Source organism: Mesorhizobium sp. WSM4816 (genome assembly GCF_055811535.1).
This window is the reverse complement of sequence record NZ_JBVVQR010000047.1, coordinates 19,728-39,772: the sequence shown is the minus strand read 5'-3', so window position 1 is coordinate 39,772 and position 20,045 is coordinate 19,728. Positions and strand designations below refer to the sequence as shown.

General features: G+C 62.3%; 21 protein-coding genes and 1 pseudogene. 2 read left to right on the top strand and 20 right to left on the bottom strand.

Annotated features, from left to right (window positions below):
- Positions 1 to 18 precede the first annotated feature (18 nt).
- Positions 19 to 216 (top strand): ATP-binding protein, encoded by a 198-nt coding sequence (locus AC0L3H_RS29790; RefSeq protein WP_473587864.1) that lies wholly within the window; start codon positions 19 to 21, stop codon positions 214 to 216.
- Positions 217 to 347: 131 nt separating this feature from the next.
- Here the strand turns inward: AC0L3H_RS29790 and AC0L3H_RS29785 are convergent, their stop codons facing one another.
- Complete coding sequence (locus AC0L3H_RS29785) at positions 348 to 2,891, bottom strand: NAD-dependent epimerase/dehydratase family protein (protein ID WP_473587860.1); 2,544 nt, start codon at positions 2,889 to 2,891, stop codon at positions 348 to 350.
- A gap of 454 nt (positions 2,892 to 3,345) precedes the next feature.
- On the opposite strand from AC0L3H_RS29785, the gene AC0L3H_RS29780 reads away from it, so the two are divergent.
- On the top strand, positions 3,346 to 3,645 hold the full coding sequence (locus AC0L3H_RS29780; RefSeq protein ID WP_473493030.1) for an XRE family transcriptional regulator: 300 nt from the start codon (positions 3,346 to 3,348) through the stop codon (positions 3,643 to 3,645).
- A 153-nt stretch (positions 3,646 to 3,798) separates the two neighbouring features.
- Here AC0L3H_RS29780 and AC0L3H_RS29775 read toward each other — a convergent pair whose 3' ends face one another.
- The 19 genes and pseudogenes from AC0L3H_RS29775 to AC0L3H_RS29685 form a co-directional block, all read right to left on the bottom strand.
- Positions 3,799 to 4,203: a nuclear transport factor 2 family protein gene (locus AC0L3H_RS29775; protein WP_473493028.1), complete on the bottom strand. Its 405-nt coding sequence runs from the start codon at positions 4,201 to 4,203 to the stop codon at positions 3,799 to 3,801.
- A 3-nt stretch (positions 4,204 to 4,206) separates the two neighbouring features.
- A complete protein-coding gene (locus AC0L3H_RS29770) occupies positions 4,207 to 5,808 on the bottom strand; it encodes a hypothetical protein (RefSeq protein ID WP_473587859.1) in 1,602 nt (533 codons plus the stop codon).
- A gap of 311 nt (positions 5,809 to 6,119) precedes the next feature.
- Positions 6,120 to 6,374, bottom strand: a complete 255-nt coding sequence (locus tag AC0L3H_RS29765) for a DUF488 domain-containing protein (RefSeq protein ID WP_473587863.1) — start codon at positions 6,372 to 6,374, stop codon at positions 6,120 to 6,122.
- A gap of 791 nt (positions 6,375 to 7,165) precedes the next feature.
- The gene (locus AC0L3H_RS29760; protein WP_473587858.1) at positions 7,166 to 7,627 is read right to left on the bottom strand and encodes a PTS sugar transporter subunit IIA; all 462 of its coding nucleotides are present in this window, start codon (positions 7,625 to 7,627) and stop codon (positions 7,166 to 7,168) included.
- 636 nt (positions 7,628 to 8,263) lie between these two features.
- Entirely contained in the window at positions 8,264 to 8,515 is a 252-nt protein-coding gene (locus tag AC0L3H_RS29755) for a DUF1127 domain-containing protein (RefSeq protein ID WP_473587857.1), read from the bottom strand.
- A 683-nt stretch (positions 8,516 to 9,198) separates the two neighbouring features.
- Positions 9,199 to 9,600 carry a monovalent cation/H(+) antiporter subunit G gene (mnhG, locus tag AC0L3H_RS29750; RefSeq protein WP_473587856.1) on the bottom strand — a complete coding sequence of 134 codons (402 nt, stop codon included), beginning with the start codon at positions 9,598 to 9,600 and terminating at the stop codon, positions 9,199 to 9,201.
- Positions 9,597 to 9,878: a K+/H+ antiporter subunit F gene (locus tag AC0L3H_RS29745; RefSeq protein WP_473587855.1), complete on the bottom strand. Its 282-nt coding sequence runs from the start codon at positions 9,876 to 9,878 to the stop codon at positions 9,597 to 9,599. The genes mnhG and AC0L3H_RS29745 overlap by 4 nt, the downstream gene beginning before the upstream one ends.
- Positions 9,875 to 10,360, bottom strand: coding sequence for a Na+/H+ antiporter subunit E (locus tag AC0L3H_RS29740; RefSeq protein WP_473493020.1), 486 nt, complete (start codon positions 10,358 to 10,360; stop codon positions 9,875 to 9,877). Before AC0L3H_RS29740 ends, AC0L3H_RS29745 begins: the two co-directional genes overlap by 4 nt.
- Positions 10,357 to 11,988, bottom strand: coding sequence for a monovalent cation/H+ antiporter subunit D (locus tag AC0L3H_RS29735; protein ID WP_473587854.1), 1,632 nt, complete (start codon positions 11,986 to 11,988; stop codon positions 10,357 to 10,359). The genes AC0L3H_RS29740 and AC0L3H_RS29735 overlap by 4 nt, the downstream gene beginning before the upstream one ends.
- Positions 11,988 to 12,329 (bottom strand): Na+/H+ antiporter subunit C, encoded by a 342-nt coding sequence (locus tag AC0L3H_RS29730; RefSeq protein ID WP_473493017.1) that lies wholly within the window; start codon positions 12,327 to 12,329, stop codon positions 11,988 to 11,990. The genes AC0L3H_RS29735 and AC0L3H_RS29730 overlap by 1 nt, the downstream gene beginning before the upstream one ends.
- Complete coding sequence (locus AC0L3H_RS29725) at positions 12,320 to 15,244, bottom strand: monovalent cation/H+ antiporter subunit A (RefSeq protein WP_473587853.1); 2,925 nt, start codon at positions 15,242 to 15,244, stop codon at positions 12,320 to 12,322. Before AC0L3H_RS29725 ends, AC0L3H_RS29730 begins: the two co-directional genes overlap by 10 nt.
- A 41-nt stretch (positions 15,245 to 15,285) precedes the next feature.
- Positions 15,286 to 15,753, bottom strand: coding sequence for a GreA/GreB family elongation factor (locus AC0L3H_RS29720; RefSeq protein ID WP_473587852.1), 468 nt, complete (start codon positions 15,751 to 15,753; stop codon positions 15,286 to 15,288).
- Between the two features lie 108 nt (positions 15,754 to 15,861).
- Complete coding sequence (locus tag AC0L3H_RS29715; RefSeq protein ID WP_473493011.1) at positions 15,862 to 16,404, bottom strand: GreA/GreB family elongation factor; 543 nt, start codon at positions 16,402 to 16,404, stop codon at positions 15,862 to 15,864.
- A 146-nt stretch (positions 16,405 to 16,550) separates the two neighbouring features.
- Complete coding sequence (rnk, locus tag AC0L3H_RS29710; RefSeq protein ID WP_473493009.1) at positions 16,551 to 17,000, bottom strand: nucleoside diphosphate kinase regulator; 450 nt, start codon at positions 16,998 to 17,000, stop codon at positions 16,551 to 16,553.
- A gap of 419 nt (positions 17,001 to 17,419) precedes the next feature.
- The gene (locus AC0L3H_RS29705) at positions 17,420 to 17,992 is read right to left on the bottom strand and encodes an NADPH-dependent FMN reductase (RefSeq protein ID WP_473587851.1); all 573 of its coding nucleotides are present in this window, start codon (positions 17,990 to 17,992) and stop codon (positions 17,420 to 17,422) included.
- 247 nt (positions 17,993 to 18,239) lie between these two features.
- Positions 18,240 to 18,437, bottom strand: a complete 198-nt coding sequence (locus tag AC0L3H_RS29700; protein WP_473587850.1) for a universal stress protein — start codon at positions 18,435 to 18,437, stop codon at positions 18,240 to 18,242.
- On the bottom strand, positions 18,434 to 18,883 hold the full coding sequence (locus AC0L3H_RS29695) for a universal stress protein (protein WP_473587849.1): 450 nt from the start codon (positions 18,881 to 18,883) through the stop codon (positions 18,434 to 18,436). The genes AC0L3H_RS29700 and AC0L3H_RS29695 overlap by 4 nt, the downstream gene beginning before the upstream one ends.
- Positions 18,884 to 19,234: 351 nt before the next feature.
- On the bottom strand, positions 19,235 to 19,624 hold the full coding sequence (locus tag AC0L3H_RS29690; RefSeq protein WP_473587848.1) for a trimeric intracellular cation channel family protein: 390 nt from the start codon (positions 19,622 to 19,624) through the stop codon (positions 19,235 to 19,237).
- A gap of 125 nt (positions 19,625 to 19,749) precedes the next feature.
- A pseudogene (locus tag AC0L3H_RS29685) lies at positions 19,750 to 19,890 on the bottom strand (TRIC cation channel family protein); the annotation flags it as partial.
- Between the last annotated feature and the right edge of the window lie 155 nt (positions 19,891 to 20,045).

Genomic DNA, 20,045 nt, shown 5'->3' with positions numbered 1-20,045 from the left:
CACCGTCACATCAAAGGAATGCGCCAACTACTTCACCGAGGCCGGCTATGTCCCAACCTAAAATCATCGCGCTCTAGTACGAAAGGTGATCGCGGGACGGGGTTCGGGCTTCCGCAGGTGCGCGCGTTCGTGGAAATGGTCGGTGGCACGATAGCGATCTCCAGCGAACCGGAAGCGGGCACGACTGTCGACCTTCTTTTCCCAGTCGTCTCGTAAGCTGGCCGTTGTCGCGAAGGCGTCGGTCGACTCACGGATGCACCGAACGGTTAGTTGGCACTGACTTTCCAGCCGCATCTCGTATTCTCCAGCCTCGCCAGACTGGCTCGCTCTTCCCCGCCATGTTCAGGTCAGACGATTGCGCGATCCCAGCCGCCGTAGTGTTCTTCGCCGCGGGTCCCCCGGGGCAAGCTCAGAACGATCAGCGCCACGCCAATGATCACTGCTGCCGCCGTCCCAATCAGTGTGCCGCCCTCGAACACGAACGGTGATGCTGCGACGGCAAAACCAAATGGCACATTGAGGAAGCGAACGGGCCGCGCCACCTCGGCCATGGCCGTCACTGCGACCATGATTACCAGGCAACCGGCGATATGGTCGCTGAAGTAGAGCGGCGGCTCGGTGCCGAATATGAGCGGCGTCGCCAAGAGCAATATGCCGACCGCCACGCTTGCCGCTAGCGTCCACGGGTAGTTGACGCCGCCGATGAGGAAGTCGCGCAGCAGGCCTGCCACCGGGCGGTCGAGATCCGGAGCCGGGGTCTGGTTCTCCGACAGCGCCGGCCCGCCTTTCCAGAAGGTGCGCCAGAACGGCTCGCCCGCCTTCTTGGCGCGCCACAGATACTGGACAGTCGCCAGCACCTCATCGATCGAATAGGGAATAAGCACTACGGTGACCGCCGCCTGGACGATGCAAAGCGTGCAAAGCGCGCCGATCAGAGGCGGCTGGATGATGATGAAGAAGACGCTGGTCACGCCGAGTGGGATGATCAGCAGCCCGAACAGGAACACCATCCACGGCATTGTGCGCCAGCGCCGGCGGTCGCCAATGGCGCCAGCCAGGATGTCCAGAGCATAGGCGAAGGCACCGAAGCCGGCATCGGCGATGGGAAAGCCCTTCGAGACCCATGAGGTGACCACCGCCTCGCTGCCGTTTGCGACAGGCGCGCCGCCCGGTCCGAAAAACGGATCCCAGAGCCCGTCGATGTGGCCCATCTGGTAGGCTGCGAGATAGCGCGAGACGAACAGACCGACGAAAGCGAGCGCCACTATGGGTATGCGCTGCGTGAAAGATGACGGCGAATAGCTCCAGCCCATCGGCCTGTCATCGTCAGCGGCCAGCGCGCGCCGGCTGATGCCGGGCGTCGGCGGGATCATCACCGCGAAGGCGACGATCAGCATGCCGATCAGCGTGTCGGTGCTGTAAGCGGCAGCGCTGCTGGTCCAGAAGACGAGCGGCGCGAGCATGATCCACACGCCGACGGCAGCGGTGACCCACTGCATCCAGTTCCAGTGGCGATACATGCCCAGCAGTGCGAAAACGGCAACCAGTAGACCCGATACGATCTCGCTCACCCCGAGGCGCATATTGCGAATGGTGGCCTCGTCGAGCTCGTGTCCGAGTGCCGGCGGCGGCGCGACGCTCACGGGATCGAACAGTCCAAGGATCGTCGGCGACGAAATCAGCCACAGGCCGAGCACGGCGCTCGTCAATGGTGCCCAGAGCGTCCATTGGCGGTGTTGCTCCAGGCCTGCGTCCACCTCCGCCTCGTTGCGCTCCAGCGGTCCTGCTATCCGCCGCCTTGCCTGCGCGAGCTCCGGCCCAGATGCCGCCACCGCGGCCGGATGCAGCTTGTTCTTCTCGTACCAGTCGGTCGGGTCTGCCTTAAGCCGGCGTATCATCTCCGGCAGCGTTCCCCCGAGACTGTGACGCGGTCGCCAACCGAGCAGCCGCCGAGCGCGCGAGGCATCAATCTCGTAATGGTCGTCGGAGTTCTCGATCATCCACGGCTGGATGTCGGTGTCCTGGTCCAGCACCTCGGTCTGGAACCATGATCCCGCTTTGGTCAAAGTCTTAGGCAGCGACAGCGTTCGCCATTCCTCGTCGTGAACGAGCCGTCCAATGCGCTTCTGCATCTCCTGATAGGAAAGGGTCTCTTCTTCGCCGACCAAGAGCACAGTCTCGTCGGGAAGTTCCGCGCGGCGGTCTACCGTTCGCACCACTGCGTCGACGAGATCGTCCCTGTGGAGGTAGGGTTGGCCGCTTTCGAGATCGCCAGTGAAGAGGTAGGCAGTCGGCCGTCGTTCAAAGATGCGCGCGATCTGCTGCGCGATGAAGGCCGCGCGGCAATCCTCGTCATAGACGCCGGCGAGCCTGAGGATGACGGTCTTTATGTTGCCGCGCTCCCGGCCGATCAGAGCTTCGGTTTCCACCTTCGATTTTGGGTAGGCCCAGGGCGGATCGAGCGGCGAATCCTCATTGATCCTGACTCCCTTTTCCGGACTCGGAGCGTGGACGAGCAGGGTGCTGGAGAAGACGAACTGCTCGGTTTCCAGCGTCTTGAGGGCAGAAAGCAGCCTACGCGTTCCCTGCACCGTGACGGCGTCATATTTCGGATTGTCTTGACCCGTCGTGTCGTAATAGGCAGCGAGATGGATGACGGAGGCGATGCGCCCGTTGCCGCGTTCGCGAACCTCTTCGACCGCCTTCGTGACGCTTTCGTCCGAGGTGAGATCGACAGGGACCGTTTCTGTCCCGTTCGCCGTTTGCCTCGCATTGGGCAGGTCGAAGCCGATGACGCGGTATCGGCCCTTCAAGCCATCGGTGATCGCTTGACCCAGAAAGCCGCTGGACCCGGTGATCAGTACGATGGGCAGAGTTTGGTTTCTCGGCATGTTGCCCCGCTTGGTTCGAGCCAGGACCGATCGCGTCAGGCGCAAAGTGTTGGATTGCACCGGCACTAACCCGCTCGGCATGATTTCCCGGCCCCGCGCAGCCATGCGGTCGCGGTCGATGACTGATTGTCGCTCGTGTCGGCCGACTTGGCCTCCTGTCATTGAGCCGACGCAGTCCGCTCAAACTGAACTGTTGCGATCGTTCATCACAGCGCACTTTGACGGAGGCGACCGAACCTTTCAAACGAAAGATGTTGCAGCCTTGCAGCAAGAAACCTGCACCAAAGCTGGAGCGCGTTTGCAGTGCGCCACTGGCATGGCCCTGGCCGTTTCCTCTCGCGGCGTATCTCAGGGACCTCGATCTTCGGTTCGTAAGCTTCGTCGACACGCCTGCATTGATGTTGCTATACCGGTATGCTCCACCGAACCGTATGCGCTGAAGACGGAGAATAACATGATCACCGGTTCGCAATGCCGCGCGGGACGAGCACTCGTCGAAGTAACACGAGGCAAGTTAAGCATCCGCTCCGGCGTCGACGAAGCTGTTATCGAGGCTTTCGAGCGCAAGCTCGAAGAGCCGGATCCGGATTCAATAGCAGCCCTTCAAACGGCGCTTGAGTTGCTCGGCGCGGTATTTATCGAAGAGAACGGTGGCGGCATTGGCGTGCGTCTGAAATTCACCCAGTCGGAAGGAAGACGAATCGCACGGCTGGAAAGCGAGGGCGGCATAGTCGCAAGCGACAGAGTGCCGTAGAAGACCCGGCCCCTTATGTTCAAAGCGCCCGGGCGAAACCGTCTCCTTCCCCGAGTGCAGACTCTGAGTTCAGCCGGAGCGAATTGGGTGAAACTGCTGCTTCGCCGATCAGGTTGGCAGCACGGTTTCGCGCCTATAGCCCGCGCCGCCTCGTTAAGGTGTCGGCGATCCTTTTGTCACACCGGCGTCAAGCTCTCCGCCTCTCCACGTAAGACCGTAGTGGATTGACTGAAAGACAATCTTGCCATCCTCGATCACGAAGCTGTCGGCACCCTCGACCGCATCGAAGCGCGCCGACTTCGCGGACCAGACCAACAGCGCATATTGGCCGGTTACCTGCTTGGCGGCGACCTGGAACCGCGCTTCGGGCAATTGATGCCCCAAGCGCTCCGCCGACATCCGTATGGCGTCATGTCCCCTCGCATTGGAGTTGACCGTCAGGAGAAGCACCTCTTCCGAGTAGTTCCGGCGAAGATCTTCCTCAAGCTTGCCTTCCAGCCTGAGTCTCAGGTGGTCCTCGAAGACTTCGGCGGGTGTGCGGTGTCCACAGGTCGTCATCTGTCAGGCTTCCGTTATTGATGCACGGCTTTGTTCGCGGCGGGCCGCAGATATCGCGAAGCCCAGGAGGATGACCAGCACCCCGCCACCCCAAGCATAGCGGGCATACGACAGTGCCTGATCATAGCCGCCTTGGTATTCAGGCCAAGTCACGCGCAAGTAGCCACCTGGAATCCCCGGCACCGGGAACCCAGTCTGTCCGACATGAAGCTCCAGGTGCTCGCCCTTCCGGGAGGAGGTCATCACATGGATGGGCACTCCGGTAGCAAGGACCTGCTCTCCTATTCCCACTGTCCCAAGCGCGTACACCGCAACGTTTGACTTCGTCGCTGGAAGCCCGGCGTAGCCGATTCCACTTCTACCGTGATGCCAGACGTCGAAGCCGACTCCATACCAAGTGGTAAAAAGTCCGCGCGGCTCGGCTACCATCGGCTCGGTTGCTCGGATCGTGTATGCTGTCCCATCCGGAGCCGACACCGATGCCTTGATGTCCACAAGATCATGCGGCGGCAACGGCGTCCTTTGCGGATTTTTGTCTGCTACCCGCATCCGCAGCGTCGCGCTGCCGGATGCCATGCCGACTCCGTCCGCGGGCGCTTCTCCGATGCTCACAGAACCGTCCGCGATAACGAGGGCAGTCTTTGCTTCCGGTCCTGTATACAGCGCAACCCCGCCGCCGAGCACCGCGAGAGCCAAGGTAGAAGCGGTGAACGCGGCGACGCTCGCGCGGCCCCAACGCACGCTTGCGCTTTGCGACCACGCAGCAAGGAGATAGCCAACGATCGCAAGGAGGATCGTCATCGGAAGAATAACCAGGAACTCCTGTCGATAAGAGAGCCAATGGACCTCTGCGGGCGGCGGGTCGGCCGTAAGGAGGCGGAACTCGGAATCAGGCAATCCCACGGGACCAAGGAAGTGCCCGTAGGCGACCAGCAGGAACCCCAGCATAATGCCGCCTACCACTGCGGCATTCCTGTCTCTTCCGGCGACGGACCACCAGCCAATTGTGAAGGCGCTCGCAACGGCGATGCGCATGACGAACCAGGTGACCCCAGGGAAATCTGCGAGCACGAGCGCCTGCAGCAGGCCGATTCCGATCACGACTGCGACAGCCACCCCCACCCCGGCAGCTGCCTGGCGCGCCGTCGAGTAATCCGGCTCAGTGCCTCTTGCCTGTCGATGGCGCCAAATCCATAAGGCTAGGACATAGCCGAGATAGTAAACCGCAAAGTGGACCGGGAGACCGGTCACCCAAGTGTGTTCGAGGTCGAGCCACTCGGGCTGCGACGGAAGCCCGATCGGCGAAAGAGACCAGTAGTAGGTGGTGAGCAGCAGCACGTGTATCGCAGTGATCAAGAGTCCACGGGCGAGTCCGACCCCGATCCAAGCAGTGCCCAAGGCGAAAACCGCGGTCATCAGAAGCGTGTCCGTGACCCAGTAGGTCCAGTAAGGGTCGTTCCCCCAGAGCATCGCGTGCCCGATTACAGCGTCCACGAAAATGGCAAGCAAGGCGGCCATGGCCGTGAACTTGCAGACATCACGAAGCAAAAGCGGCCCGCTTGTCGCCTCCGTTACCGCCGCAAGGCTCGGCTTCTGGTTCAGCATGCCCGTTAGTCCTTTATTGCTGTCCCCGGCCGTGCGAGGGAGCTTTGTCGCGACAGTGAGGCAAAGCGACCGCCCGGCGCAGGCGAAAGCTTGAAGCATGATCGCGAAAGTGAGCTGCCCTTGCGGGACATTTTTGCCACCGATGTGCGATTGTTCATCCCATTGAAATGGGGTGAGCGCCGCATACGTCCAACGAATGTTATTGCGGTTTGAGTGCAATTTATCTGCACCATACCGGTCCCTTCCGCTAAAAAGGGCGTTCAATCTCCGCGGCATTAGAGGAGTCGGCGGGATAGACCACCGACGCGTCTTCACGGACAAGCGCCCTGACGCTGAGAACTGCCCTTTCGACTCGGCATCAAATGGAAAACGTCCTCTTCGCGAGCGAGAAGGTGGTCGGCAACGATGCGTCGATGGCATCGCCACCACACCGCCTCTGAGCACATCATCGCGCACCTCAGGGCTCTCCCCAGCTCGATGAGGATGGCGAGCCCTTGCCGGAACTCCGGGGAGAGGGCGTAGTCGGCATAGTTGTGGAAGCTGCGGTTCCGCCATCCCCCGTTCAGCTCGGGCGGCGCGGAGTCGCCTTCCCTCGACGGCCGCCGAGAAGCGGGACGTGTTCATAGGCGAACTGGGGGTTGCTTCGCGAGCCTGGGATCCTACGCACGCCCGCCACGATCCCGATTTCAGCCGCGCGAAGGATGCCTAGGAACGCGGAGAAGCTCAGGTTCGAATGTCCGATCGTAAACAATGGGTTGACCATCAACTCCCTCGGTGCCGTCGACCTTGCACTTGACGCTGAAGCTAAATGCTTTGTGCCCTCGATACGGCCAGCCGCGTGCAAGCGGCACGACAGGAGATATCTTCCACCTTAAGCCCATTTTCGGATCTGCGGACCTGAGAACAACAGGGCCGGGCGCGACACTTTGGTGACCGTATTGATTTTGCAACCGCAATGGGTCGCGTTCGTCGGCCGACCGTGCGTTTTGAACGTGCGACCGGAAAAGTGGTCCAGGGTCGCAAGGACGGAGCCGCAGATCGACCACGCCCCGGAGACGAAGTCGACTGCGACTGGTAGCCTAGTCCCGCGTGGCTGCAACGCCTGTGAAATGGCAAGGCCAACGCTTTGACGGGGGCGCAAGATCAATCGACAGCTGTCCACTGCCGCCGCATGCCCGCCTTGGAAACCGGAACTCGCAAGCAGAGGCGCACGTCCTCGACGCCGCAGATCGCGCAGTGCGAGTTGCTCCAGTAGGAGCACCTGAGTGCCACGCGGCCACACGTGCTGGTCGGCCATCCCGTCAGACTCTCGAAGCGTCAGGTGCCTCTCGGCTTGGCGGGAGGTTGGCCGGATCGGTCACTTCTTTCGTCGAAGGTTTTGGATCCAGGCGTGCGCCTCGGCAGGTGTCCGGGATTGCCGGAGCAGATCCGGAAGCTCGGCGCCTCGCAGTTGGCGCCAGACACCGAGCAAGGCGGGCACAAATCCTTTCGTATCCGCTGTCGGCCACACCAGGGCAAGCAGCAGATCGACGGAATTGTCGTCCGGCGCGCCGAATGGAACTGGCCGCTTCAGCGTCGCCAACACAGCCGCCGGAGCGGCGATCCCGTCCAGGCGGGCATGCGGTATCGCGATGCCATTGCCAACAGCGGTCGGCCCGAGCCGTTCGCGACGAAGCAAAGCGGCCAACACCGCGCCGTGGCTCCTGCCGACCTTCTCCGATAGTCGGGCGGCCATACCGCTCAGGGCCGTGCGTTTCCGATCAGCCTGCATACCCAGCAGGACATCATCCTGCCCTCCGACGAGTTCGCTCAAGCTCATAGCTGGCTTCGCGTGGCCATCGCCGGAACAAGCTTTTCGACTCGGCCGCGGCCTCGGGAACGAAAAGGCGGACGACGGCCATTGCGGACGCGGAGCCACGATCGGGATCACGTCCGGGCGAAAAGCCACACTGGGGCGCCCGGCGCCAATCCGGCTCACAGCCGCACCTGTCGCCATGCCGGGCGGCCGGACGGATGACGATGCGGCTCCGGCTGATCCATGAACGCCGCAGGCACGACCACCGAAGCGATGCACCAGGCACAGCGGGAGGCGGCTCTCGGCAAAGCACGGCCACAGGAGAGGCAGATGCGTCTTTGAACGGAAAATTCTCATGTCACGCTCCATCGGTACGGCGACGCGCTGGCGCCGCAGGAATGAACCGCTTTGGAATGTCCCGGAGCAGGATTATGTGCGGGATTCAGGGTGAGAGAGCCTGCTCCGGGCAAGAGTACGACCTTCCCCGGCAAGCCTCGAGATCCTGACGAACGTCTCCATGCACATGTGGGTTTACCTTGTCTAACAGGCCCTACTTTTCAACCGCGGCACCGCGTCGGCCCGGCGATCAGAGCATCGCGAAAGAGACGACCATCAGCACGAATATGCCGACCGCAATGATCGTCCTGGTGGTCGTGTCCATCATTGGCTCCGGTTCATCCGGCCGACTGGCGGCTCCAGGCCGCCTGCCGCATGGGATCTTCCGGCGTCGACGGGACGATCCCTCAACGGAACCTCTTCCGGCCGAAAAAGGCCTGCCACCACCCTCGGGATATCATTCCGCGAGATGCCGATGTCCTCCAACCGCCTGTCGTCCAGACGGCTGAGTTCGTTGATGGCGCGGTTACTCTGCCAGCGGCGGACTGCTCTCAGGAAGAGCTGCGCGACAGTCACTCTTGGCGTGCGCGACGCGGGGGTATGATGTTCGGTGCTGGATGAATGTTCGATTATGGACACTTTGTCCCTCCTTCATGATTGGATGACCGCAACGCGGCATCCGTGACGGCTGGTGGACGGACATGCATGGCTGGCCGCTTTCCGGCGCCGCGGACGCGGCTCGGAACGACAGGCATGTCAGTCGTTGTGTATGAAGCTGATCTCCCCGAGACGACGAACGGAAGCGTTCGAGCCGCTCGGGGCTATGAAAGCGTCAGGAGGGACGCCGAAACGACCAAGTATTTCTTGTGGCCTGAAGTAATCATGCTCCGGATATGGGAATTCCTGGGAGCAGTTCAATCCATGGGGGAAGCCCTGCGGCCTTTGGACGCTAAAACGCCGGAGGTTCGAGGCTGCGCTTCGACTTCCACTGAAGGCGGGCCACTCGAGCGCCCGCACGGCCTGCGGGCGAGAGGTCAAAAGGCGGGAGCCCTATCCTCCTTCCGCATCAGAGAACGTGCGCGCAGATCGCGGCCAGCGCAAGTCAGAAGGAAAACCTGCGGCCAGAGAGGGCAGCAGGGAAATCCGCGGCTTAGGCAGGACAACCAACGAGATCCGGTGTATCGAAACCCTGCTTCAGCTTCGGGTCGGCGTCGTAGGACGCCGGCCTCTGGGCGTCCGCGGACCGTGCGATGGCGTGTTCACAGGGCGCCGTCGCTGCTTCTGTCACGCGGGAGGCTGCCGCCGGGCGACCTCAGGAGCGAACGCGGAGGTACATTGGCGTCTCCCTCTGTTCGGTCGCGGTAGAGCGCCGCGCGGGCGAGCAGCATGAGGGTGACCGGAGTGGTCGCGGTGATGAACACCCCGATTAGCAGCTCGTGTACGACCGGACGCAGACCCAGCGCCGAGAAGCAGACGATAGACGCGAGCACGATGGCGCATGTTCCCCAACTGGTCCCGAGAGTAGGCGCGTGCACCCGTTCGAAGAAGCTGCCGAACTGCAGCGTACCGATCGCTCCGAGGAGGGTCAGCCCGGCGCCGAGGAGTAAGAGTACGGCTGTCAACACAGCCGCCCAGGCAGGCAGGTCCACGGCATGGGTCATTCAATCACCTCGCCGCGCATGAGAAACTTGGCGAGCGCGACGCTCGAAACGAAGCCGAGCACTGCGAGGATCAGGGCGGCCTCGAAGTAGACCTGGCTTCCCGTGCGAATGCCCACCGTAAGCGCCAGGAGCATGGCGCTCACATACATGGCGTCCAGGCAGAGCACCCGGTCCTGCGCGCGCGGTCCGCGAACCACGCGGTATGCGTAGCAGCCCATCGCGGCGAGGAGCATGATTTGAGCGGCTGTGACGGACCACAACAGAATGTCGACGGTCATTCGAAGATATCCATTAGCGATGCTTCGTAACGGTTCTTGATCAAAGCGATCCATTCGTCTTTGTCGACCAGGTCGAGGACATGGATAAGAAGCACTCCAGAATCATGGGCGTACTCGATCCATGCGGTCCCCGGTGTGCTGGTAACGATGCACGAGAGCACGGCTAATCCCGTCTTGTCGCGGAGATCGAGCGGTATGGCTACGAAGCCGGCGACTCGATCACGGCGGCGGCCCCCGAGTATGATGCTGGCTACCGCGATGTTCGACCGCAGGATGTCCAGCGCCACGATGCCCGCAAGTCGCGGGATGAGCTGCCAGCGTCTCAGTCTCGGTTTCGATGGCTGCAGCGCCGCCATCGCGCGCGAGGCAGCAACCGCGATGACAGCGCCGAGGAGGAACTGCCCGGGCGAAAAGGACGTCAGCAGCACCCACGTCAGCAGCAGGGCTGCGGTCAGGAATGGGTAGGGCAACACGCGGTTCATCTGGCGCTTCCAGTCATGCCCGTGCCCAGCACCCCTTGGATATAGCTCGCCGGATCGTGCAGGGAGCGGGCAGCTGCGTCCGTATAGCTGATCATCGCACCTCCCCCTACTGTCATCGCCAGGCAAAGAGCGAGGAGCGCGAGGATTGGCGCCACCTCCACCACCAGGACACGCGGGACGATAGACTCGAGCGGCGCCCAGAAGGTGCGTATGCCGGTCCGCATCATGGCGACCAGCACCGCCAGACCGGAGAGGATGATCAGCGCGACCAGCAGCCATGTTCGCGCCGGGATTTCGCTCGGAGCCCCCAGCCCATCCAAGTTCAGCATGCCCGTCAGCATCGCGAACTTGGCGATGAAACCCGACAATGGCGGAAGCCCCGCGAGCAGGAGGGCAATGCATCCGAAGCAGATGCCGAGGACTGCCAGCGCACCCGGCATCGCGGCCCCAACCTCCTCGTCCTCGTGCTCTTTGGCCTCATCCTCTTCCTCGCCATAGGCTTCAAGGGTAACGGCGAGCAGGTCGGCTCCGGGCTCTCGTGCGCGCTCCACGAGTTCAATCAACATGAAAAGCGCCGCGGTGCTGAAGGTCGAGCTGACGAGGTAAAACAGGGCTCCCGAGACCACCGTAGCGTCCCCCATGCCGACGGCCGCCAGCAGGGTTCCCGAGGAGATAAGCACGCTGTAACCGGCAAGCCTGCCCATCGCCTGAGAGGCGAGCACGCCAGATGTCGCAAAGACGAGAGTCGCTATGCCACCCCACAGCAGGGCGGCGCCGCCGAACCCAGTCAGTTCGCCAGCAGGGCTCCCGAAGAGCAGCAGCGAGAGACGAAGCAGCGCGTAGACACCGACCTTGGTGAGCACCACGAATATGGCGGCGATCGGCGCCGCCGCGGCCATGTATGCAGAAGGCAGCCAAAATCCGAGCGGCCACATCGCTGCCTTGACAAGGAAGGCGATGCCCAGGACCGCCGCGCCAGCCTGAAGCAGCATTCGATCCTCGGCAGGGATGGCCGGCAAGCGTGCTGCCAGGTCAGCCATATTCAGCGTTCCGGTGATCCCATAGATCAGGCTGACGCCGATGAGGAAGAGAAGCGACGCCGCCAGGTTGATCGAAATATAGTGCAACCCGGACCGGACCCGAAACACGCCAGAGCCGTGAAGAAGCAAACCGTATGACGCCGCCAGCGTGACTTCGAAGAAGACAAAGAGGTTGAAGAGGTCTCCTGTCAGGAAAGCACCTCCGAGCCCCATCAGCAGCAGTTGGAATAGAGTGTGGAAGTGCGGTCCCGCCCTGTGCCAACGCGACAGCGAGAAGACCAAGGATGCCAGGGCGATAACGGCCGCCAATGCGAGCATCAACGCAGACAATCGGTCCAGCACGAGGACGATGGCGAAGGGTGCTGGCCAGTTTCCGACGGAATAGGAAGACGACAAGGCGCCGCTCCCGCCCGGAGCGCCATCTGCCATGCCCATCAGCTTCATGGCCACCCCGAGGAGCAACAGCATGGATGCGAGGCTGACCGTTGCCTTCAGCGTGTGCCGCGTCTCATCGACCAAGAGCAGCGCCGCGCCCGTGACGAGCGGCAGCAGGATCGGCACTACGAGCAGGTGCTGAGTCCAATCCATCAGCGCGACTCCCGCCCGTCGACGTGATCGCTGCTGGTCAGACCGCGGGAGACAAGCAGGACCACAAGAAGGAGCGCGGTCGTGGCAAAGCCGATCACAATGGCGGTGAGAACCAGCGCCTGAGGAACCGGATCTGCGTAGTTGGACGGATTCCCTGTCCCGTCTGCCCCTAGCAAGGGCGCAGCCCCCACGCGCAGTCGGCCCATGCTGAAGATGAACAGGTTTACCGCATAGGAAAGCAGGGAGAGGCCTATGACGAGCTGGTAGGTGCGCGGGCGCAAGACCAGCCAGACCCCCGAGCCGGTGAGAACGCCAATGGCAATGGCGAGCGTCAGCTCCATTGTTGGCGTTCCTCCTGCTCACGCTCCTCTTCCAACCGGGCCGCGCGCAGGCGGCGGGTCGACTGGTGGGCGATAGCGATCAGCATCAGCACTGTGGCCCCGACCACGAGGCCGAACACGCCGAGGTCGAAAAGGGTCGCGCTTGCAAAAGGGACCTTCCCGATAAGCGGCAGCTCCACGTACCGGAAATACGAGGTGAGATACGCATCGCCGAATAGGGTTGAGGCGATCCCGGTCACGGCCGCCATGAGAAGGCCGACGCCTATCCAGACGACGGGGAGGATCCGCAGCCTTTCCTCCACCCAGGCCGTTCCCGCCGCCATGTACTGCAGGATGAAGCCGGCCGCCATCGCCACGCCTGCCACGAAGCCTCCGCCGGGAGCGTCATGGCCGCGCAAGAGAAGATAGGCGGCCAGCACGATGATGACCGGGAACATCCATTGCATGATTACGGACGGCACATAGAGGTATTCGGCCGCGGTCGCGCCGGCCTCCCTGTTTGCTTCCGCCTCGTCATAGGATCGCTGGATGCGCTGCTGCTCGGGTCGTTCGATGCTGTCCGGCGCGGGGCGAAAGCGTCTCAGCAGCGCGAAGACAGTCAACGCGACGACCCCGAGGACCGTGATCTCTCCCAGTGTGTCGAAACCGCGAAAGTCGACGAGAATCACGTTGACGACGTTGCGACCGCCGCCTTCGCTGTAGGCCCTCTCAACGAAGAAGCCCGCGATCGAGTCGGGCGGCGTGCGCGTCATGATTGCGTAGGAGATCGCCGTCATCCCCGCGCCGGCAAGTACGGCAAGCGCAAGGTCACGAAAATGGCGCATTCGATCAAGAATGCCGCTTGGATCGAGCAGTGCTTTCGAGCGTTTCGGCAGCCACCGCAGGCCGAGCAGTATCAGTACAGTCGTGACGATCTCGACAACGAGCTGCGTCGCGGCAAGGTCCGGCGCTGAAAGCCAGACGAAGGTCACGCAGGTTACCAGCCCGGTGCCCCCTAGTAGTGCAAGTGCCGCGAGACGGTGGAACTTTGCCTGCTGCGCGGCACCGACCGCGCACACCATGCCGACGGCCCACAGCCCCGCAAACACGACATCCACCGTTGCGTTGCCGCTTGTTCCAAAGGCCAGACCTGACGCCAGGAGCGGGATGGCCCCGGCCGCGATTGCGGCTGTCACGAGCAGGCGCATCTGAGGCTGCAGGCGTCTTGTGCCGAAGACATCCTCGACAAGGCGCGCCCACCGCCACGAGATCGCGACGGTTACCCGTTCGAAGATGCGCTGGCCCTCGAACCGGCCGAACAGTGGGGGTTTTTCGGCTCGCTCAAGGTAATCCCCGGCCGCCAAATAGAGCAGCGCTCCCGCAGTCAGCGCAACCGCACTCATTGCCAGCGGCAGTGTGAAGCCATGCCAGGCCACGAGACTATATTCGGGAGTCGCGTCGCCCAGCACAGACGACACGGCCGTGTGGAGGAAAGGCCCAATAGTCAAACCTGGAATGATGCCAACGAGGAGACACGCCAACACCAGGAACAGGACCGGAAACCGCATCCAGAACGGCGGCTCGTGCGGCGCGCGCGGAAAGCTCTCCGGTGGAGGCGCGCCGAGGAAGATCGAATGGATCAGGCGGATGGAATATGTGACAGCAAAGGCGCTTCCGAGCACGGCCGCATACGGCGCGATAGTGTCTACCCAGGAGTCGGCATGAGTCTCGACCGCTTCCGCGAAGAACATCTCTTTCGACAGGAAGCCGTTCAGCAGTGGGACGCCCGCCATGGCGGCGCTTGCCACCATGGCCAGCGTGCCCGTGACAGGCATGTAGCGGAACAGGCCAGAGAGTCGCCGGAGGTCCCGCGTCCCAGCCTCGTGGTCGATAATCCCGGCCGCCATGAACAACGATGCCTTGAAGGTGGCATGGTTGAGCATATGGAAAATCGCAGCGACCAGGCCGAGCGGACTGCCAAGGCTCAAGAGCAGCGCGATCAACCCCAAGTGGCTGATCGTAGAATAGGCCAGCAGTCCCTTGAGGTCCTGCTGGAACATGGCGAGATAGGCCCCGAGCACGAGCGAGATCATGCCCGCAAGGCCCACGATCACGAACCATTCCGGCGTGCCCGAGAGCACCGGCCATAGTCGTGCCATGAGGAACACTCCCGCCTTGACCATGGTCGCCGAATGAAGGAACGCCGATATGGGCGTCGGCGCGGCCATGGCGTTGGGCAGCCAGAAGTGGAAAGGGAACTGCGCGCTCTTGGTGAACGTGCCGAGCAGGATCAGCAGGAGGGCCGGAACATACAGTTCATGGCGACGTACCCGGTCGCCGGCAGCCAGAACGGCGTCGAGGTCGTAGCTGCCGACGATGTGGCCAACCACGAGAATGCCCGTCAGCAGCGCCAGGCCGCCGATGGCGGTTATCGTCAGCGCCATGCGGGCCCCGTCGCGGGCCGCCTGACTATGATGCCAATAGCCAATGAGCAGGAACGAGAAGATGCTGGTGAGTTCCCAGAAAACGACCAGCAAGATCAGGTTGCCGGAAAGTACGACACCGAGCATCGAGCCGGTGAAGGCCAGGAAGAAAAAATAGAATCTGCGGACCGGATCCTCCGGCGAGATGTAATATCGCGCGTAGAGCACGACGAGGAAGCCTATGCCGCTGATCAGAGATGCGAAGATCCACGCGAAACCATCCATCCTCAGCGTAAACTCGAGACCAAGCGAAGGAATCCATTCGAGGCGATGCCTTACGATCCCTCCGCCACGGACCGATGGATAAAGCGAAAGGGTCGATGCTAGGCAAGCCGCCGTCGTCGCTCCTGCGAGCCAGGTCGCAGGCGTGCGCGAATCCGACGGAAGAAGAATTGACGCCAAGCCTGCCACGAATGGCAGGGCTATGATCACAAGTAGCGTGTAAAGCTCCATCACTCTCCTTGTGACTGGGCGGCACTATAGGGTTCTTTAAGCTATCGACACCAATCCGCCAACGATCGAGACGATACTCGCGCAAGGGCTGGCCGGCGCGCGAGGCCACTCGTTGCCGCACGACCAACCGCGACCACCTCCACCCAAGGCGGCTCTCGAAGTGCGCTGCCGATGATGGGCATGCGGTGGCCTGTAGACAGCCCCAGCAGCGTGATTCCGAGCGGCGTGGTCACGGATATCTCCGCAGGCGGCCACATCCTGTCTTCGGGGTGAATCAGGTACTGCCGTTCAGCACGATCCGCGCCATCGATCCTGTAGGTAACGAGGCGATCGAGGGCCACCGTCCCTTCCGGGATGTCATCCGGCTCGCGCAATTCCGCGCGGCAAAGCTCTTGCAGGAGGGCAGTAGCCAACGGATGCCACTGTTCGGCAAGTGAACGCGCGATCATCTGCAGGAGCTTGTGGTCGCCTTTAGACAATGTGACGGGGGGCAGATTCGGCTTGTTCATCACTTCGCCTCCGGCTGGGATAGAGAAACCCGTTTGCTCCAGATGCCCTCTCTTGCTCGAAACGGCAGCCGAGGGACGGGCCATGTGGGCCCGCCCCTCGGGCCGACGTCACGCTGCGGAGGGCCCGGGATCGTCGTCGAAACCGTCCGGTCCGATACGCTCCAGCCGGGGCTGGTCGTAGATGGCGCCACGGATCAGCTTCAGCGACGGCTCGCGCTGCGCTGGAGCGGAGAAGCTGGCCAAAGCTTCTCTTTCGCGTCTCGCTGCTTCCGGCTGGTATTGCACCTTTTGGAGCAAGACTCGCTCCTCTCGCCCTTCGCGGTCTGTCAGAAGGAAGTCCTGACCCTCGGTGAGTCCAAGGAGGGCCAGCGCTCTCGGCGTGGTGATAGGCAGGAACAGGCCGGCTGCCCCGTTCATGCGGTCGTGCGAAAGAATGCGCGTATCCGCGTCGCGCCCATCAACCCTGAAGGTAACGCGGCTGCTGAGCGTGGCGACGTCAACGGGAACGTCATCGCGGAAAACCACTTGGGCGCTCTCGATTTTCCTCTTCAGGATCGGTGCCAGCGGGTCATCCCTGCCAAGGCAGCGATCCCGCATGACCTCGAGGATGGTGAGATCTTTCGTGGTGAGAATACAGGTTTTGGTCGACATCGCAGTTCTCCATCGCTCCTTGCTGGGAGCGGTTGCATTGAAACGGAACGGAGAATCCCCTGGCCGCCCTTGGCGGCGCAGGGGTTACGATCCTGCGATGAGGCAGCCTCCGAAGAGCGAGAGGCGGCAGGGCGGCCGGACCTTCGTCATGTCCCCGGTCGCAGTTCGATGGCGGCTGGTTGCGCCGAAGGCTGAATCGGAGCCTCGACGGATTCCACCTTCAGGCGATGGATACGCCCGTCACGAGCGGTCCAGTCGATTGACTGCCCCGCCGAAAGGCCGATCAGCGCCGCGCCAATGGGCGTTAGGATCGAGATCTTGCCTTCTGCGATATCCGCCTCGCCGGGGAAGACCAGCGTCACGCGCATATCTTCACCAAGATCGCTCGTGAAGCGCAAGGTCGAGCCCATGCGAACCGTCTCCGAGGCGATCCGCCCATCTCCCACGACCCGCGCGCGATCGAGTTCGGCCAGAAGTTCATCCGCGACATCTGGATTTCTCGCGGCATATGATTGGGCCAGGCGCGATAGCCGCTCGTAATCGGAGCGCGTTATCGAAATCGCCGGCTTGCGCTGTCTCTTGTTACCGGGAGCCATCTCAGCCTCCTAAAGAATTCCACCGCCGTGCGCAGCGCGCCCGTGGTATTGATTTTCGTCATTGGATTGGTGTCGCCGTGTGGGGCTCATAGTGTCCCGGGTTACGGGAGACGGGAGCTTATGCCCCGCGGCCGGGGCGCGACGCGACCTGGCCGGGGGTCAGGTGCCCGCGATGGGGCACACCCGCGTAAGGAGAAGGGTGAAGCGGTCGGTCAACATGCCATGTACGTGGGATGGCGAGGACGGAAAGTCAAGCGCCACCATACCGCTCGCGCCATGATGCTCGTGGGGTGGCCGCTGTCGTGCCGTTTCCCGCGCCTCGGATTCCGGCTACGACCGTGACGGTTGGTGACTTTGACGAAATCATCGTGCCGGCCGCACGTGGCTATCTGCCGCGCCCTGTGGACGGGTCGGCCGCTTCAGCTCTGGCGCGGGAGCACAGTAAGCACCCGCTCGATGAAGACGCGAAACTCCGCCATGAACGTTCTCAGGAACTCGGCCGTGGATTCCTTGGACACTTGCCCGTCATCGCTGATCAAGTCTGGCGTGAACTGGATGTAGGCTTCCGGCGCGTTCATCTGCGGGGAATTACAGAAACTGAGGATACTGCGAAGGTGCTGCTGCCCGACGGCAGTGCCGATCGAGCCAGGCGATGTTCCGATCACGGCGGAAGGCTTTCTCGTGAACACGTTCTGGCCGTACGGGCGGCTCGCCCAGTCGATCGCGTTCTTCAGAGCGCCGGGTATAGAGCGATTATATTCTGGCGTGACGAACAGCACGGCGTCGACGCCCGTGATAGCTTCCTTGAAACGCTTGGCCACCTCTGGATAGTCGGAGTCATAGTCGTAGCTGTAGAGTGGCAGATCCCGTATGGGGATCTCCTGGAGCGCCAGATCTGGCGGAGCCAGCTTGACGAGAGCTGACGCCAGCCGACGGTTGATCGATCGGGAGGCAAGACTGCCTACGAGGTAGCCGACATCGAATTTAGCCATGGGAGCAATCCATTGCGCTCGGTGTTTCCCACGCCCGCAAGCGACTATGGACCTTTGTGAAGGCAATGTCACAAGCTTCCTGAGACTAGCTGCGTCCTAGGTCGGCGCGCCATCCTCAAGCGGCTACCAGCTTGCGTGGATTAGCTAGCCGCGCGGACGTTCAGGCATCAACGCCGCGTGGGAACCGTCCTCAATAGCAAGATGAGAAGCTGGACGCACGCATCATGCGTCGAGCGCAGCGGGAGTGTTAACGCGCACGGCTCGGCACGACCAGTACATCGCAGGGGACATCACGCAGTATGCGCGAGGCGACGCTACCCAAAAGGGCGTGCATCAAGCCGGTTCGTCCGTTCGTGCCTGCGATGACGAGATCGGTATCGGCTTCATTCGTCAGGACCTTGAGTCCAGTCACCGGGTCCCCACGCCGGGCAATGACCTCAATCATGGAACAGCATCCGCGCCTGCTACGTCCCGAACGAAATCCCGGCACTGTTCGACCGCACTCTCCTCGAACTGGCTGTCGCAAGCTGCCTTGTCGTCCACCAGACGGCGATAGGGCGGATCGAACGCGTGGAACAGCTCAAGACGCCGAAACCCAAACCATCGCAGCCCGACCATCAAGGCAGGCTTTGACGAGTCCGATAGGTCGGTCGCCACGGCCGCTCGGCCCTCCGTCTCAAGCACTCTCTTCTTCACGACCAGGAGCGGTACCGGCGACGTCCTCACAAGAGCGGTTACGGTGCTGCCGATCAGCACCTGGGCCAGCGTACCGGTCCCCGCTATGCCGGTCACGATCAGTTCGGCCCGTTCCTTCGCCGACGCCGGACGAGGATGGTCTCCATTCCTGCCCGACAGGATGGAAAAGTTCGGCGATCGAAAATGGGAGGGCAAGAGGACGCGGACAATCCGATCTCGCAGGACGCACGGCTATAGATATATCCTGGCGGGTGGGATGCGCCGCACATAAGCTGCTGTCATCCATCTAGGCGTCGATAACACCTGAAGCCGTCATCGGATAGTACAAGCAGCGCAATTCCCTCCGATGTTCGCTTTCTTTGGCATGTGGGGCGGATTCGTCGCCCTTAATCTCGCGTTGTGCGGCCAGATAAGGGCCGAGCAAAGGCACGTGATCGGTGCCAGAGAGCAATCACGACGATCGATCCGGACAGCACGGAGAACGTGGGCTGAGGGTTTCGCCCGTTGGGGAAGGCATGTCCGGGGCGGACTTCAGGTCTCGGGACGTTATGCACTTCGATCCAGGCGGTCGATCTCATCGGGCGTTCGCCCCCGCCGCTCGCGATAGCGTGGCAGCGACCATCCCTTATGCAACGCCATTCCGCGTACGAGCAGCCCGGCAATGAGACCTGCCCCGAGCACGACCTCGCGACTTAAGCCGATATTCGTAAGCACAACAAAGACGATCGCCCCAGCAAGGGCTGCCGTGACATAAACTTCACGGGAAAGCACTATTGGACTTTCATTGCCCAGCACGTCACGAATGATTCCGCCGAAGGTGGCCGTGACCACACCCATAGCCACCGCCACCACCGCGCCTGAGCCTGCAAGCAAAGCGCGCTCCGCACCCGTGACCGCGAAGAGCGCCAAACCGAGGGCATCGAGCCACAGGAGCAAGCGGTAGCGACTCTGCGGGATGTGAGCGGTGAAAAACACTGCGCATGATACGATGACGCATGCGAGAAGACCTCCCGCACACAGAAAACGGGGCTGAAGCCCAGAAGAAGGTCGCGCAGCGTGCCACCGCCGATGCCCGTCACCGTGCCGAGCAGGACAAAGCCGACTACGTCCATTTGCTTGCGCGAGGCGACCAGCGCGCCCGAAATCGCAAAAACGATCAAGCCAAGCCAGTCGAGCAGTGCGGCGGCTGTGTCGAAGAGCATAGGAATTTTCCGCTTGGGTTTGGCGACCGCAGCGCGTCCATCTGCTGCTGCATACGCTCGACTACGCGTCAATACAGAACCAATGCTCACTGCGCGGAGAAATTCTAGCGGAGAGGATGGAATAACGCGTAGCGGAACCGGTCAGGCCGCTTCCC